Here is a 13,774-nt window from a genome sequence, read left to right on the forward strand (position 1 = left end):
AAGCTGTATCTTCAAGTACGACGGGTGAAGGATTAGTAGGATGACACGAACTGATACTGGCCGTCGATATGAACTCGATTGGCTCCGCAGCATTGCTTTTGCACTGCTGATTTTGTACCACATTGGTATGTATTATGTTGCCGACTGGGGCTGGCATATTAAAAGTGAGCAGACCTTTACTGGCCTGCAGGATTTAATGATTTTGACCAACCCATGGCGCATGTCTTTATTATTTTTACTGGCAGGTATGGCGCTGAGTTTAGTCTTGCCGCGGATGAGCAGGTTGAAACTGTTAGGGTTACGTTCCAAACGTTTATTGATTCCCTTGTTATTCACTATGTTTGTTGTGGTCGTGCCGCAAGTCTATTACGAGGCGCTAAGCCAGCAACTGATCCAGCCGGGTTATTTGCAGTTCTGGTGGCAGTATATCAATCCTGTTACCGACTTATTGCCGGATCATCATAGTCCTATTGGGTTACTGACCTGGAACCATGCCTGGTTTATTCCGTATTTATGGTGTTACAGCCTGCTGGTGCTGTTGTTTTACCCGCTGCTGAAGTCGATTTCACAAGCGCGCTGGTTGCAGCAGTTACAGGGGCGTTATGCCTTGGCGCTGGTTTTTGGTTTGATGTTTTGGGCCTGGTGGACTTTACGGGCTGAGTTTCCCAGTACTCATGCCTTAGTGGATGACTGGTATAACCATGCCAAATATTTCCTGGTATTTATTGCTGGTTTTTTATTGGCGCGACAGGATTTGTGGTGGCAACAACTGGTGGCAAATAGAAGGTTATGGCTGGTGATGGCATTGTGCTGTTATAGCCTGATTATTGCGGAACGCCATGACATCTTTGCGGTGTCGGCACAGTTTGATACTTCGGTCTGGGTGAAAACTTTATTTGGAGTGGTGCTGATAGCGAATCACTGGGTGTGGTTACTGCTGGTGTTAGGTTATGCCGGAGCATATCTGGCAAAAACAAATAGCCCACTGTTGAGGTACTGCAATGACGCCGTATTGCCCTGGTATATTTTGCATCAGACCTTAATTATTTTGTTTGCCAGCTGGCTAAAACCTTTGGCTATACCAGCCATTACAGAGTTTCCATTGTTGTTGATACTGACTGTTGCCGGATGCTGGCTTGGTTATGAAGTGATACGTCGCTCTGCGCTACTGAGCTGGTGTTTTGGACTCAAACCACCAGTTCGCAGTGCTGGGGTGCAAAGGCAAGCTGAAGCAGTTTAGCCTAGTGGCATATCCGGATAGCTGGTTTTGTTTTCCATTCCCAGCAGGTTTTGCATCAGTTGGCGTTGATGAGCCAGGAGTTCGCCGTTTTTCTGATTCAATTGCTGGCAAAGTTCAGTATGCCGCTGCACTTTGTTCAGCAATTGTTGGCTGGCCTCGCGGATTTTTTCCGGCAAAGAAGACAACAAACGCTCGAAACCTTGTTGTGTAGGTTGCAACTGCAATACGCTCATCGCCTGATACCGTTCTGTTGCATTGCGGTTTAACTGTTCCAGCAGCATGGCCGCTTTTTGATTGAGCAGCTCCAGTTCGCTGCTCTGGCGCATACTCATCAGCACATACTGTTTTTGCAGCATAGGGCTAAGCTGTTGCAGCAAATCAGCATCATGTTGCAGTCCGGCAATAATATGCTTCAGAGCGGTCTGATTCATTTTTTATGAAAATCCAGCATAGACTGAACTAATACATCATCGTCCAGTTGCAAAGAGCCTTCGGACAATGCCAGTTTAATTTTGGCTACTTTGTCCAAATCCACTTCGCTTTGTTGCTGCAACTGCTCAAATGCTTGTTGCACAGCTTGGGTGGTGCTGCTGATCGCGGCCTGAGCTTCAGGAGCCGCTGTCACCGTGACACTGGTTTTGCTTTGGCTGGTCTGGCTTTGCTGATCAGTTTTAATCAGCGGCTGGACCTGACTGTAATGGTCAATTTTTACCATGATAGATACCTGGTTACCCGGATAATGATCCGAAATTCTGCTGCTATCTTTGTTAAGCGACAGCTTAGTGCAGAAACTTTAATGAGATTTAAAAATACTTTGCACTGTCGCTTCAGCCACTACATCGGCTTCGAGCACAGTGCCAGAGCTTATATTCTGCACTTTAATCCGCTGGCCTAACTGACCATCCTCTAAAGCGACTCCTTTGGTACTGGCTTCAAAACCTTGTGTTTGCACCCGAATCAGTACATGGCTGCCTTTTTCCACCAGCAGTTTGTGTTCCAGCAGATGGCGGCTGATCACTTGCCCGGCCTGGATCCGGCGTTTGGTTTGCATGCCGACTAAAGCTTGAGGTTTTAATTCGATACTGAGTTTGGACTGGGTCAATTCGGTCAGGCGGGTACCCAACATAGCTTCCGTTAAGAGTTCGTCTTTTTGAATAGCCTGATTCGCAACTACCACAGGCAGCCAGACCCGGACTTTTGCTGTGGCCCTGCTTTGCCAGCTGGTTTTGTCTTTGCAATTTAAACTGTAACTAACCCGCCCCCATGGTGCTTTCTGGCTATTGCTGCGACTGATGTCCAGTTTGCTGCAGCGACCTTGTTTGTCTAATCCACCGGGTAAAGTGAGCTCCAGTTCCTGCTTAATTGGGCCTTTTGCGCCAAGCTGGCGGGCAAAATTTTGTACTTCGGCACTGATATGAGATCGGATCTGCTGTTCCAGCTGCGCATTGGCAAAAGTAGCAACCGGAAAACACAACAGGAGGAAAATTAACCACTTCCGTAGCGGAAGCAGGACTTCCGCCCTGAAGGCTGGATTTGCGTTGCTTTTAGTGTAAGTCATTAAATTATATGGCCTTTTAATGATGGCATAAAGCTTGTACCTCCATCACCACTACTGCTGCATTCACAGAGTACTCAGATGGAATTTTTTAACAAAGCTTTAGGTGTACATCCGTTTTCACTGCAACTTCGCCTCGACAGAGCCGAGATTATCTCAGGCAATCTGGCCAATGTCGACACGCCGGGTTTTAAAGCACGGGATCTGGATTATCAAAGCATTCTGCAAAATATTGAGTCGGATTTAACCAGCTCTTATGGCGCCAGCATGAATGCATCTGATGTGCGTGACGAACTGAAATACCGTATGCCTTTTCAACCGTCAGCCGATGGCAACACAGCTGAACTCAGCGTAGAGCAGGCCAATTTCGCCGCCAACAGTATGGATTTTCAAACCAGCCTGACCTTTCTGAATATGAAAATTAACGGCTTGCATAAAGCCATTAAGGGAGAATAAGCATGTCTTTTTCCGCTATTTATGACATAGGCGGCAGTGCGATGCGCGCTCAGGTGATGCGGCTGGACACAGTAGCTTCTAATTTAGCCAATGCAGACACCGCAGCCTCCAGTGAGGCTGAAGCCTACCGCGCCACCAAGCCGGTTTTTTCTGCTTTGTACACTCAGGACTTTGATAACAGATCCATGTCTGCTCAGGTACAAACCCTAGGTGTGGTGAAATCAGACCGTACTGTAGAGCAGCGGTATGAACCGAATAGTCCTATCGCCAATGCAGATGGCATGGTGTTTTATTCCAACGTGAATCCTGTGGCTGAAATGGCTGACATGATGTCTGCTTCCCGCGCTTTCCAGACCTCTGTGGAAGTGATGAACCGAGTCTCCAGCATGCAGCAAAGTTTGCTGAAGCTGGGCCAATAAGGAGTTGACCATGTCAGCTGTGGATAACAATTCACCGGTACGTAACACCACATCCAGTGATCAAATTGCCAGCAATGGCAAAACCGATGCGGCTGGTTTATCCAGCATGTTTCTGGAATTGCTGGTGGCACAAATCAGTAATCAAAACCCGCTGAATCCTATGGATGGCACAGAGTATGTCAGCCAGCTTGCGGAATTTAGCAGCGTGGAAAGTTTAGAAAACCTCAATATCCAGTCCGGCCAGCAAATCAAATACATGCAAAGCATGCAAGCGATGGAAGCGACCAGCCTGGTCGGTCAGAAAGTCGATGTAAAAGCCGATACGGTGTCGCTGGAACAAGCAGATAAAGTCGAAGGCGCTCTTAACCTAGGGGCCAAAGTCGACAGAGTAGTCGTGCGTTTATATGACAGTAAAGGCACTTTGGCTGACGAAATTACGCTGGAAAACCCGGCCATAGGCACAGTGCGTTTTGCTTTCCCTGAACAAGAGGCTGGTGCTTACAGCATACAGGCTGAAGTGCAGCTCAATACCACCAAACAACAAGTACCGACCTACCTGACCAATGAAGTAGAACGGGTGTCTGTCGGCACTGGCCCGGATGACATCATTCTGCAGGTTAACGGCTTAGGTAATCATTACCTTTTTGATATCAACCAGTTGTCTAAAACAACTCAGAGTTAAGGAACCGCATAATGTCGATGTTTAGTATTGGCCTGAGTGGCTTAAGTTCGACCCAAAAAGCACTGGAAGTGACATCAAATAATATCGCTAACGCCGGTACTGCAGGCTACAAAACCACCAGTACTGAGTTTTCTGCTTTATACAGTGGTGGCCAGCGCAGCGGCGTCAATGTATCTGCAACCAGCGAAAACTTTGAAAAAGCCGGCAATTTGGTGGGTACTGGCCAAAGCCTGGATTTAGCCATTACCGGCAAAGGTTTTTTTATTATCTCTGAAAATGGTCGTCTGGCGTACACCCAGGCAGGTCAGTTTAAAATGGATGGCAGTGACCGCAGCATCATCACCAACAATGGCGATAAATTGCAGGGTTATGGTATTGATGAACAAGGCAATTTAGTTCCGGGTTTGTTAACTGATCTGAAAATTGAAGCAGGTAATATTCCGGCTAAAGCATCAACAAACATTAATTTCTCACTGAACCTGAATTCGGGTAGTGATGTAATTCCATTGCCTGCTCAGGTCGCTCCACCTGCAGTAATTACTCCGTTTGACCCAAAAGATGGTACTGCTTTTAGCTACTCACAGTCCAGCGAAGTGTTTGACTCTTTAGGTAACAGCCATACTTTGACCCAGTATTTTAACCATGCCGGCGCGAATCAATGGGATGTAACCTACTACATGGATGGGAAACCACTGGACGCTACGGCTTTTGGTCTTGCTGCTGGTACCAATGAAATTGTAGCCAAAGACAGCGAAGGTAATCTGGATACAGCCTATGTCGCCCGGATGACTTTTGATGGCAAAGGACAATTAATGCCTTTGGACGGATCGACTCCGCCTTTAGATAACAACGTGACCGACCCTGCTAATAAACGTGAACTGAATTTTTCTTTCGCACCAGCTAACGGCGCAGAGGCGATGAATATCAAGCTGGACCTAGTCAAAAGTACCCAGTTTGGTTCTGCTTTTGGTTTGTATGAAAACAAAGCAGACGGTTATACCTCAGGTGAATTCAGTGGTGTCGCTGTGGCTGAAGATGGTGGCGTTTACGCAACCTTCTCTAACGGTGAAGTGAAACTACAAGGCCAGATTGCTTTGGCAAACTTTGCAAATCCACAAGGTTTAGAAACCGCCAATAACACCACCTGGTATGCCAGCCAAAAGTCTGGCGAAGCTTTGATTGGAACTCCTTCTGAAGGCAGTTTTGGCGCCATTTTAGCGGGTTCTTATATGGGCTCGAACGTCGATATCAGCAAGCAGCTGGTTGATTTGATGTCGTTCCAGCAAAGTTACCAAGCTAACGCCAAAACTATCAGTACTGCAGATGAAATGATGCAAGTGCTGTTTAACGCTGTGTAAGAACTGACTTTTAAGGATTAGGTTATGGAACGTTTGATCCACACCGCAGTATCTGGAGCTGAGCTTGCTCAAACCGCGCTTCGTATCACGGCGAACAACCTGGCGAACGTCAATACCGTTGGTTTTAAAGCCGACATGGAGCAAGCCAAATCGCTGCAAATCACAGGCGAAGGTTACCGCACCCGTTTTCAGGCGCAGTTAATGCCTGTGGCTACCGATCTGCAAGCCGGTGCCATGATGGAAACCGGCCGCGATCTGGATGTAGCAGTCAGCGACAAAGGTTTTATTGCAGTGCAGGATGCTAATGGTAACGAAGCTTACACCCGCTCTGGTGAGTTGCAGGTCGGCGCCAATGGTGAGCTGACTGTTAATGGTTTTGCTGTGATGGGTGGCGCTGCCGCTATTCAATTGCCAGAGTTTGGCGACATTGATATCAGCCCTGACGGTACCTTAAACCTGCTGCCTGTAGGCGGTGGTGTGATTGAACAACAAGAACGCATCAAGCTGGTGGACTCCGACAATACAGTGATGGTGAAAGGCGCTGATGGCTTATTCCGCGCTGTAGACGGTGAGCCTTTGGATCAGGCCGAAAACATCAGTTTACGTTCAGGCGTATTGGAAGGTTCCAACGTTAATGCCGTCGAAGAGATGGTCAACACCATGAATATCAGCCGTCAGTTTGAGCTGAACATCAAAATGATGAAAACAGCAGATGAACTGGCCGTATCCGGCAACAAACTGATTAGCGGTTAACAGGACAATTATCATGAATTCAGCTTTATGGGTCAGTAAAACAGGTTTAGCAGCGCAGGATATGCGCATGACCACCATTTCCAACAACCTGGCCAACGTTAATACAGTCGGCTTTAAAAAAGACCGTGTGGTGTTCGAAGACTTGTTTTATCAGGTGCAGCGTCAGCCAGGGACACAAGCAGATGAATTAAACCAGGTGCCGTCCGGTATTCAGGTCGGTACTGGTGTGCGGGTTAATGGCACTCAGAAGATTTTTACCGATGGCAGTGCTGAAACCACAGGCAACCAGATGGATGTGGCCATTGATGGTCAGGGCTTTTTTCAGATTGAAAACACAGACGGCGAATTGCTGTATTCACGCAATGGCCAGTTTCATCTGAACTCAGATGGTTTAATTACCAATGGCAATGGTTTGCCACTGGCACAAAATATCGTGATCCCACCTGATGCGACCAAAGTCACTATAGGAACAGACGGCACTATCACGGCAAAAGTTGCAGGTCAGGACGAGTTAGTGGATCTGGGACAGATTTTAACAGTCAACTTTGTGAATCCGGCTGGCCTGGAAGTGCTGGGCGGTAATTTATATCGCGCCACTGCCGCTTCAGGTGAAGCGGTGGAAGGTATACCAGGTGAAGAAGCCTTAGGTAAGTTGCAGCAATACACGCTGGAAGGTTCTAACGTCAGCGTTGTAGATGAAATGGTCAATATGATTGCAGTACAGCGCGCTTACGAAATGAATGCCAAAGTGGTGACTGCTGCTGACGATATGCTGAACTTTATCAGCCAAAGCATGTAAGGGGTTGACTATGCTACGTTTTCTTCTGGTGTTTGTGTTGTTTAGCCTGGCGGCCTGCAGCTCTAAACCTGACAGTCCTCTGGCAGACGATGCCGATTGGGAGCGTGGCGCTGCGAATCCTTTGGTCAGTCAGCAGGCAGAGCCCGCCAGTGATGGCAGCTTGTATGCTGACTCTTATATGTTCACTTTATTTGAAGACAAAAGAGCTTACAGAGTAGGTGATATTCTGACGGTAGAGCTGAACGAGCGGACTCAATCCAGTAAAAGCGCCGACAGCGCCGTGGATCGCAGCACCAATATCAACATGGGAGTGCCTCTGCTTGGCAACGCCAATGTATCGGATTTAGCCATGCAGCTGCGTAATAGTCAGGATTTTGAAGGTGAAAGCAGTGCCAGTCAGCAGAACTTTTTACGTGGCGCTATCACAGTGCGGGTCACTGAAGTCTTACCAAACGGCTCCTTAACCATTCGTGGCGAGAAGTGGATCAAACTGAATCAGGGTGATGAGTATATTCGTCTGCAAGGCATAGTCAGGCCAGATGACATTGACGTCACCAACCGTATTTCTTCCCAGCGTATTGCAGATGCTCGTATTACCTATGCCGGTAAAGGCAGTATGGCCGATGCGGCTGAACCTGGCTGGATCACCAAGCTGTTTTCTTCTTACCTGAATTTATTTTAACGGGTGACTTTATGCGTTTGTTTTGTTTGATCTTACCTGTGGTTTTATTGTTACTGAGTCAACAGACTCAGGCAGCTACACGCCCATTATTGGATATAGTGGATATTCAGGGCGTGCGGGATAACCAACTGGTGGGTTACGGTTTAGTGGTAGGTTTACCCGGTTCAGGCGATAAAGCCCAGATCAAATTTGCCGCCCAGTCGCTGAACAATATGTTGAAGCAATTTGGTGTGCAACTGGATGAAGCTTCTTTGCCTAAATCTAAAAACGTCGCTGCTGTGGCCGTTCAAGCCACTCTGCCGCCTATGGCAAGTCCAGGCCAGGCCATAGATGTGACCATTATGTCTTTGGGCGATGCCAAAAGTTTGCATGGCGGCAGTTTGATGTTAACGCCTTTACGGGGTGTGGATGGCAAAGTTTATGCGCTGGCGCAAGGTAATCTGGTGGTTGGTGGTATCAAAGCTGAAGGCTTAAACGGCTCTTCGGTGACAGTCAACGTACCTACAGCCGGCATTATTCCTGGCGGTGCCATTATTGAACGCAGTATCGAAAATCTGCAGCAGGACGGCGACTTAGTGCTGAACCTGAAAAAACCAAATTACAAAACAGCCCGCAACGTGGTGACTGCGATCAACGAGATGTTTGGTCCTAAAGTGGCGCGGGCAGAAAACTGGTCAAAATTAGTGATCAGCGCGCCACGGGACGCCGACAACCGTACTACTTTTATGGCGATGCTGCAGGATTTAACAGTAGAAGAAGGCTCGCAGCGGCCGCGTGTGGTGTTTAACAGCAGAACAGGCACAGTGGTGATTAGCGACGAAGTGCGGGTGAAACGTGCAGCAGTCAGTCATGGTAATTTAACTATTACTATCAGTGAACAAGAAGGGGCTAGTCAGCCTTTGCCATTTAGTCAGGGCGAAACTGTACCGTTGCAAAATAGCAGTGTGGACGTGACTCAGCAAAACGCCAATATGATGGTCTGGCCTGAAGGCACCTCGCTCGACACCATAGTGCAAGCGGTGAACAGCCTTGGAGCAACTCCGACAGAGCTGATGTCTATTTTATTAGCGCTGGATAAAGCCGGTGCTCTGGATGCAGATGTGGTGGTGATCTGATGATGAAAATAGATGCAATGAGCCAGAAACTGGCTTTTGACCCACAGTTTGGCCAACAGATCAGTAAAAACCAGTCGGAGAGCGAGTCTTTGCAGCAGGTAGCAGAACAGTTTGAGACCTTATTTTTGCAAATGGTGCTGAAAAATATGCGTTCTGCCAGCGATGCGCTGACTGGTGATGAAGGCATGTTCAGCAGCGATCAGCAAGTGATGTTCCGTGATATGTACGACAGTCAGATGGCGCAATCTATGGCCAGTAACAGCAAAACCGGTTTGGCTGAGCAAATAGTGCAGCAATTTTCGCCTGCTACGGAAAATTCTGAAAATAAATTTAAGCCAGAGGCCAAAACTGTCGCTGAATCTCTATATCAGGATTATGGTGCCGCGGCTTTAACTCAGCCGCTTCAGGTACCAGTACGTCAGAGTGAGTCTACTGAATGAGTATGTTATCGAATGGAGTCTCAGGACTTAACGCAGCCAATGCCGGATTACATGCCGTCAGCCAGAACGTATCGAACGCTACGGTAAAAGGTTATAGCCGCCAGACTGTGGTACTGCAAACCAATGATGGTCAGCTTAACGGTGTGAAAGTCACCAAGTTTGAACGAGTGGTGGATAACTTTCTGAATGCCGATATCTGGCGTACTCAGTCCGATTTAAATTATTACGAAAGTTATCAGGATTATCTGGGTTATTTAGAAGAAGTGTTAGGCACTGATTCGCTGAACCTGAATGACGCTGTGGCTGAGTTAAACGCCGCTTTTAACGCTGCTTTATCAGCACCTGAATCACCGGCTTATCGTCAGCAGGTGATTTCTTCTGCCAATGCGATGGTGCAGGATTTACAGCAACTGGACGGTGCTTTAACAGGTCAGGTACGCAAACTTGAATTTGAGCTGGACGCTGTAACCGAAAACGTCAATTCAGTGCTGCAGGAATTAGCGGATTTAAATCAGAGTATTAGCAAAGAAGTGGCCTTGGGCCGGGATGCGTCCACTTTGTTGGATACACGCGAACAGGCGATTAACAGGTTATCTGCTTATATGCAGGTTGAGGTGATGCAGGAAGACAATGGTGCTATGACTATTTCTGCACTCAATGGTGCACCGCTGGTGATGTCTGGCAAGGCAGCCGTTTTGTCTGTGGCTGGCACTGAAGTGACCTCAACTTTTAATACTCAGCAGTTTTCGATTTCAGGGTCGGCCGGGGGTAGTTTGGGTGGCTTGTTGCGGGTTAAATCTGAAGTACTGGACCCGGCCCGCACTGAATTAAATAACTTAGTCACCAATATTGCGACTCAGGTCAATGATGCTCTGGCCGAAGGTTTTGATTTAAATGGCAATGTGGGTGAGCCGTTATTCACTTTTAATCCGGCGGATCCATTAGGTTCTATTTTGGTGAATCCGGATCTGACCCAGGACGAACTTGCTTTCCGTGGCCGGGTAGATGATGGCATGGGGGGCTGGATCCCAGCTGGTGGTAAAGGGGATAACAGCAATCTGGTCAATGTCATCGACTCGATGAAAGGTGTAGCTACAGGTTATGACGGCCTGATCGGTAAGCTGGCTATTCAAAGTAAACAGGTGCAGGCCAGTGTGAAAACTTCACAAGTGTTGAATGATAAAGCGCTAGCCTCTCGTGAAAGTATCAGTGGTGTGAATAGGGATGAAGAAGCGGCCAATTTGCTGTATTACCAGCAGTTATACGATGCCAACGCCAAGGTGATTAGTACAGCCGGGCAAATGTTTGACACCCTGATGATGATGTTCTGAGGATAATAAAATGCGTATAAGCAGCAGCCAGTACCATGATACAGCGATACGGAACATTCAGACCAGCAGCCAAAAATACAGTCAGCTGTCGGTGCAGATGGCAACCAACCAGCGTATCACCAAACCTTCGGACGACCCGCTGGGCAGCGTATTGGTGTTACGGCTGGATTCTGAGCTGACCTCGCTGGAGCAATACGGCAAAAATATGGAACTGGTGACTTACACCTTAAGTCAGCAGGAAACTCAGTTAAGCAGCATTAATAACTTACTATTGTCCGTTCAGTCTTTATTCACAGCAGCAGCTGATGCGTCTTATGGTGAAGACGAGCTCAAAGCTATGGCCAACGAACTGGCGGTTTTAATGCCGGGTATCGCAGATTTATTAAATGCCAAAGACGGCGATGGCAACTATCTTTTTGCGGGCAGTGAAATTGATCAGCAGCCTTTCGTGAAAGATGGCACTGGCCAATACATTTATCAGGGCGACGCCTTGGTGCGTAAAGTTGCGGTGTCATCCAATACCCTGGTCGACGCCAATATAGTCGGCAGTGATTTAGTGCCAGGTGCGACTTTCCTGAATGACTTACAGGATTATGTGGCTCTGCTGCAGGCTCCTCCAGCCGGTGGTGCTGGCACTGAATCACGGGCTATGTTGGACAAGTTGAGTACTGTACTGGGCGATACCACCTCTGCTATCACTAAAATAGGTGGCATTGTCAGTTCACTGGAATCCTTGGAATTTACCAATACCGACATCGCTTTGTTTACTGAAAATCTGCGGGACGACTTAACTGCTGTGCATTATCCTTCTGCTTATATTGAGATGAACAACGCGCTGGCGTCTTATGAATCTACTTTAAAAGTTTACAGTTCAGTGTCACAGCTGAGCTTGTTTAGTCAAATTTAAGTAGGGATTTAAGCCATGCTAATCGATAGCCTGAAGCAACTGACCAGTAGTACTGCATCGCTGAATTCAGCGAGCAAAGCTGCTAAAAGTCAGGCTGTCGAATCAGAACCGGCAAAGGCTAACACAAGTCGCAACGGCTCTTTGCAACAACAGCTGGAAACCTTAAGCCGCTGGAGTATCAGCGCTGATGTCTCGCGCCAGTTAGCAAAAAATCAGCAGGCCGAACAACAAATTCGCCAGTTGTATCAGCAATTGGAGCAGCTAAAAAAGCAGCTGGAATTACCGCAATCTGCTGGTCAGAAACAGCAAATCAGCCAGCAATTGCAGCAACTGGAAACCCAGTTAAAGCATAAAAATACTGCGCTGACTCCAGCTTTACAGTTAAGCAGTCAGCCTTCAGGCCCTAGCCAGTGGCAACTGAATAGTAAAATTGATTTATTAAGCCCACGAAAACAACCTGAGTTAGTGACTATTGGCTTGTCCGATGGGCAAAAAATTCAATTGAGTTTCCCCGCAGGGCAGTCTGCTGATGCCACTCTTGCGATGATGCAACAAGAGTTCGCCAAACATCAGATTGATGTAAAACAACAAGGTCCTGCGCTGGTTTTTAGTGCAGCTGCAGGTCAGAGTCATTTATTGAGTCAACCCTGGCAGATGCAGGGCGAAGGTATTCGTATAGCAGCTGGCAATCCGGTGCAGTTGCGGTTACAAAAGCCTGAAGGGCAGTTGAGTGTGCTAGCCCAACAAGCACAGCAGATGGAAAATCAGCAGGCTTATCAGGCAGAACTGAATCAGGTGCAGCAAAAGCTGCAGCAAATGTTACGACAAGTGCAGTCAGAACGTCAGGTGCTGGTGGCCAAACTGAACGCATTGCGTATGGCTGATACTCAGCAAACTGATCAGCAGGTTTCTGTTGTTAGTCAGGAGCTGAAAGTACAAATGCAGCAAGGTGCTGCTTCGTCTTTATCCGCCATTATGGCGCAAGGTAATGTCACCCACAGCTTAGTGGAATTCGCATTATCTGATTGATAGTTAAGTTCTTTCCTGTAGTTGGGCGCTGCACTGGTGACGGTTCAGCGCCATTTTTTTATCTGAGCTGTTTAAAAATTATTTTAAAAAAAATTTCAGTTCCTGCTTTGAGGTGTCGCTTTATAGTTTTGAGCAACATGCATAGGAGCAAACTCAAATGGCTTTATCAATTCAATCAAACGCAGCTGCAACCACAATCCGTAACCAGTTAAACCGCACTAACGATGGTTTGTCTGTAGCTTTAGAACGTTTAGGTACAGGTTTCCGTATCAACTCAGCAAAAGATGACGCTGCTGGTTTACAAATTGCCAGCCGCCTGAGTGCTCAGTTGGTAGGTCAGGAAACTGCCATTAGCAACGCCAACAACGCTAACTCTATGCTGCAAACAGCTGAAGGCGCTTTTGATGAGATGACCAACATTGTCTTTCGTATGAAAGAATTGGCGACTCAGGGCGCCAACGGTACTAACTCTGCAACTGAATATACTGCATTAGGTGGTGAATACACTGCTCTGGCTGCTGAATTAACTAACATTCTGGGCAACACATCTTTCGGTTCAGGTACTAACCTGTTAGGTGCTGGTGGCAAGTTCTCTGCTGCTGTTACGTTCCAGATTGGCGCATCAACTGCAGAAACTTTAGCTGTAGACATTACTGCAGAACTGACTGCTTTAACTACTGCTGTTGGTACTCCAGGCGCTTTAACTGACCAGGCAACTTCTTCTGCGGCTATCACTACATTAGATGGTTTACTGACTAACGTTGGTGCTGCCCGTTCTAAGCTGGGTGCCAGCATGAACCGTCTGGATCACACCATCAACAACTTGTCTAACATGACTGAAAACACTGGCACTGCCCGTGACCAGCTGATGGATGCAGATTTCGCTAAAGAAACGTCTAACATGACTAAACAGCAACTGTTATTGAACTCAGGTATTTCTGTACTGAGCACAGCTAACAGCACCACTCAGATGGTAAGCCAGCTGTTACGTTAATCGAGCCCGGAGCT

Annotated in this window: 17 protein-coding genes; 14 read left to right on the forward strand and 3 right to left on the reverse strand. The window is 47.4% G+C overall.

All coding sequences use genetic code 11. The annotated features are described in order from the left end of the window. The first annotated feature begins 40 nt into the window (after positions 1–40). Positions 41–1,240 (forward strand): acyltransferase family protein, encoded by a 1,200-nt coding sequence (locus LSG34_RS10340; RefSeq protein ID WP_233009022.1) that lies wholly within the window; start codon positions 41–43, stop codon positions 1,238–1,240. On the opposite strand, the gene flgN is transcribed toward LSG34_RS10340, so the two are convergent. From flgN to flgA, 3 genes are all read right to left on the reverse strand, one after another. Continuing rightward, a complete protein-coding gene (gene flgN, locus LSG34_RS10345; protein WP_233009023.1) occupies positions 1,237–1,671 on the reverse strand; it encodes a flagellar export chaperone FlgN in 435 nt (144 codons plus the stop codon). The two genes, LSG34_RS10340 and flgN, sit on opposite strands and share 4 nt — an antisense overlap. Next, positions 1,668–1,955 (reverse strand): flagellar biosynthesis anti-sigma factor FlgM, encoded by a 288-nt coding sequence (gene flgM / locus LSG34_RS10350; protein WP_233009024.1) that lies wholly within the window; start codon positions 1,953–1,955, stop codon positions 1,668–1,670. Before flgM ends, flgN begins: the two co-directional genes overlap by 4 nt. Before the next feature lie 78 nt (positions 1,956–2,033). Beyond that, positions 2,034–2,798, reverse strand: a complete 765-nt coding sequence (gene flgA / locus LSG34_RS10355) for a flagellar basal body P-ring formation chaperone FlgA (RefSeq protein ID WP_233009025.1) — start codon at positions 2,796–2,798, stop codon at positions 2,034–2,036. A 78-nt stretch (positions 2,799–2,876) separates the two neighbouring features. On the opposite strand from flgA, the gene flgB reads away from it, so the two are divergent. From flgB to LSG34_RS10420, 13 genes are all read left to right on the forward strand, one after another. After that, the gene (gene flgB, locus LSG34_RS10360; protein WP_233009026.1) at positions 2,877–3,251 is read left to right on the forward strand and encodes a flagellar basal body rod protein FlgB; all 375 of its coding nucleotides are present in this window, start codon (positions 2,877–2,879) and stop codon (positions 3,249–3,251) included. Between the two features lie 2 nt (positions 3,252–3,253). Next, positions 3,254–3,670, forward strand: a complete 417-nt coding sequence (gene flgC / locus LSG34_RS10365; protein WP_233009027.1) for a flagellar basal body rod protein FlgC — start codon at positions 3,254–3,256, stop codon at positions 3,668–3,670. Positions 3,671–3,680: 10 nt separating this feature from the next. After that, complete coding sequence (locus LSG34_RS10370; protein WP_233009028.1) at positions 3,681–4,352, forward strand: flagellar hook assembly protein FlgD; 672 nt, start codon at positions 3,681–3,683, stop codon at positions 4,350–4,352. A gap of 11 nt (positions 4,353–4,363) precedes the next feature. Further along, on the forward strand, positions 4,364–5,710 hold the full coding sequence (locus LSG34_RS10375; protein ID WP_269822865.1) for a flagellar hook protein FlgE: 1,347 nt from the start codon (positions 4,364–4,366) through the stop codon (positions 5,708–5,710). A gap of 24 nt (positions 5,711–5,734) precedes the next feature. Beyond that, a complete protein-coding gene (locus tag LSG34_RS10380) occupies positions 5,735–6,463 on the forward strand; it encodes a flagellar basal body rod protein FlgF (protein ID WP_233009029.1) in 729 nt (242 codons plus the stop codon). A gap of 13 nt (positions 6,464–6,476) precedes the next feature. Further along, positions 6,477–7,262, forward strand: coding sequence for a flagellar basal-body rod protein FlgG (gene flgG / locus LSG34_RS10385; protein WP_233009030.1), 786 nt, complete (start codon positions 6,477–6,479; stop codon positions 7,260–7,262). A 10-nt stretch (positions 7,263–7,272) separates the two neighbouring features. Then, on the forward strand, positions 7,273–7,944 hold the full coding sequence (gene flgH / locus LSG34_RS10390) for a flagellar basal body L-ring protein FlgH (protein WP_233009031.1): 672 nt from the start codon (positions 7,273–7,275) through the stop codon (positions 7,942–7,944). Between the two features lie 11 nt (positions 7,945–7,955). Next, positions 7,956–9,059, forward strand: coding sequence for a flagellar basal body P-ring protein FlgI (locus tag LSG34_RS10395; protein ID WP_053422889.1), 1,104 nt, complete (start codon positions 7,956–7,958; stop codon positions 9,057–9,059). After that, entirely contained in the window at positions 9,059–9,499 is a 441-nt protein-coding gene (locus LSG34_RS10400) for a rod-binding protein (RefSeq protein ID WP_233009032.1), read from the forward strand. Before LSG34_RS10395 ends, LSG34_RS10400 begins: the two co-directional genes overlap by 1 nt. Then, positions 9,496–10,830, forward strand: coding sequence for a flagellar hook-associated protein FlgK (flgK, locus tag LSG34_RS10405; RefSeq protein ID WP_233009033.1), 1,335 nt, complete (start codon positions 9,496–9,498; stop codon positions 10,828–10,830). Before LSG34_RS10400 ends, flgK begins: the two co-directional genes overlap by 4 nt. Positions 10,831–10,840: 10 nt before the next feature. Then, a complete protein-coding gene (gene flgL, locus LSG34_RS10410; RefSeq protein WP_233009034.1) occupies positions 10,841–11,737 on the forward strand; it encodes a flagellar hook-associated protein FlgL in 897 nt (298 codons plus the stop codon). A 15-nt stretch (positions 11,738–11,752) separates the two neighbouring features. Then, positions 11,753–12,766, forward strand: a complete 1,014-nt coding sequence (locus LSG34_RS10415) for a hypothetical protein (RefSeq protein ID WP_233009035.1) — start codon at positions 11,753–11,755, stop codon at positions 12,764–12,766. Positions 12,767–12,923: 157 nt separating this feature from the next. After that, a complete protein-coding gene (locus tag LSG34_RS10420) occupies positions 12,924–13,760 on the forward strand; it encodes a flagellin N-terminal helical domain-containing protein (protein ID WP_233009036.1) in 837 nt (278 codons plus the stop codon). Positions 13,761–13,774: the final 14 nt, after the last annotated feature.

The organism is Rheinheimera faecalis, from assembly GCF_021290965.1.
Classification (GTDB): Bacteria; Pseudomonadota; Gammaproteobacteria; order Enterobacterales; family Alteromonadaceae; genus Pararheinheimera; species Pararheinheimera faecalis.

Excerpts from the sequence above, each read along its gene's own strand:
- flgH (WP_233009031.1), top strand. The coding sequence starts at position 7,273 with ATGCTACGTTTTCTTCTGGTGTTTGTGTTGTTTAGCCTGGCGGCCTGC.
- LSG34_RS10370 (WP_233009028.1), top strand. The coding sequence starts at position 3,681 with ATGTCAGCTGTGGATAACAATTCACCGGTACGTAACACCACATCCAGT.
- flgC (WP_233009027.1), top strand. The coding sequence starts at position 3,254 with ATGTCTTTTTCCGCTATTTATGACATAGGCGGCAGTGCGATGCGCGCT.
- flgG (WP_233009030.1), top strand. The coding sequence starts at position 6,477 with ATGAATTCAGCTTTATGGGTCAGTAAAACAGGTTTAGCAGCGCAGGAT.
- flgM (WP_233009024.1), bottom strand. The coding sequence starts at position 1,955 with ATGGTAAAAATTGACCATTACAGTCAGGTCCAGCCGCTGATTAAAACT.
- LSG34_RS10340 (WP_233009022.1), top strand. The coding sequence starts at position 41 with ATGACACGAACTGATACTGGCCGTCGATATGAACTCGATTGGCTCCGC.
- flgL (WP_233009034.1), top strand. The coding sequence starts at position 10,841 with ATGCGTATAAGCAGCAGCCAGTACCATGATACAGCGATACGGAACATT.
- LSG34_RS10395 (WP_053422889.1), top strand. The coding sequence starts at position 7,956 with ATGCGTTTGTTTTGTTTGATCTTACCTGTGGTTTTATTGTTACTGAGT.
- LSG34_RS10375 (WP_269822865.1), top strand. The coding sequence starts at position 4,364 with ATGTCGATGTTTAGTATTGGCCTGAGTGGCTTAAGTTCGACCCAAAAA.
- LSG34_RS10380 (WP_233009029.1), top strand. The coding sequence starts at position 5,735 with ATGGAACGTTTGATCCACACCGCAGTATCTGGAGCTGAGCTTGCTCAA.
- LSG34_RS10400 (WP_233009032.1), top strand. The coding sequence starts at position 9,059 with ATGATGAAAATAGATGCAATGAGCCAGAAACTGGCTTTTGACCCACAG.
- flgB (WP_233009026.1), top strand. The coding sequence starts at position 2,877 with ATGGAATTTTTTAACAAAGCTTTAGGTGTACATCCGTTTTCACTGCAA.
- flgA (WP_233009025.1), bottom strand. The coding sequence starts at position 2,798 with ATGACTTACACTAAAAGCAACGCAAATCCAGCCTTCAGGGCGGAAGTC.
- flgK (WP_233009033.1), top strand. The coding sequence starts at position 9,496 with ATGAGTATGTTATCGAATGGAGTCTCAGGACTTAACGCAGCCAATGCC.
- LSG34_RS10420 (WP_233009036.1), top strand. The coding sequence starts at position 12,924 with ATGGCTTTATCAATTCAATCAAACGCAGCTGCAACCACAATCCGTAAC.
- LSG34_RS10415 (WP_233009035.1), top strand. The coding sequence starts at position 11,753 with ATGCTAATCGATAGCCTGAAGCAACTGACCAGTAGTACTGCATCGCTG.
- flgN (WP_233009023.1), bottom strand. The coding sequence starts at position 1,671 with ATGAATCAGACCGCTCTGAAGCATATTATTGCCGGACTGCAACATGAT.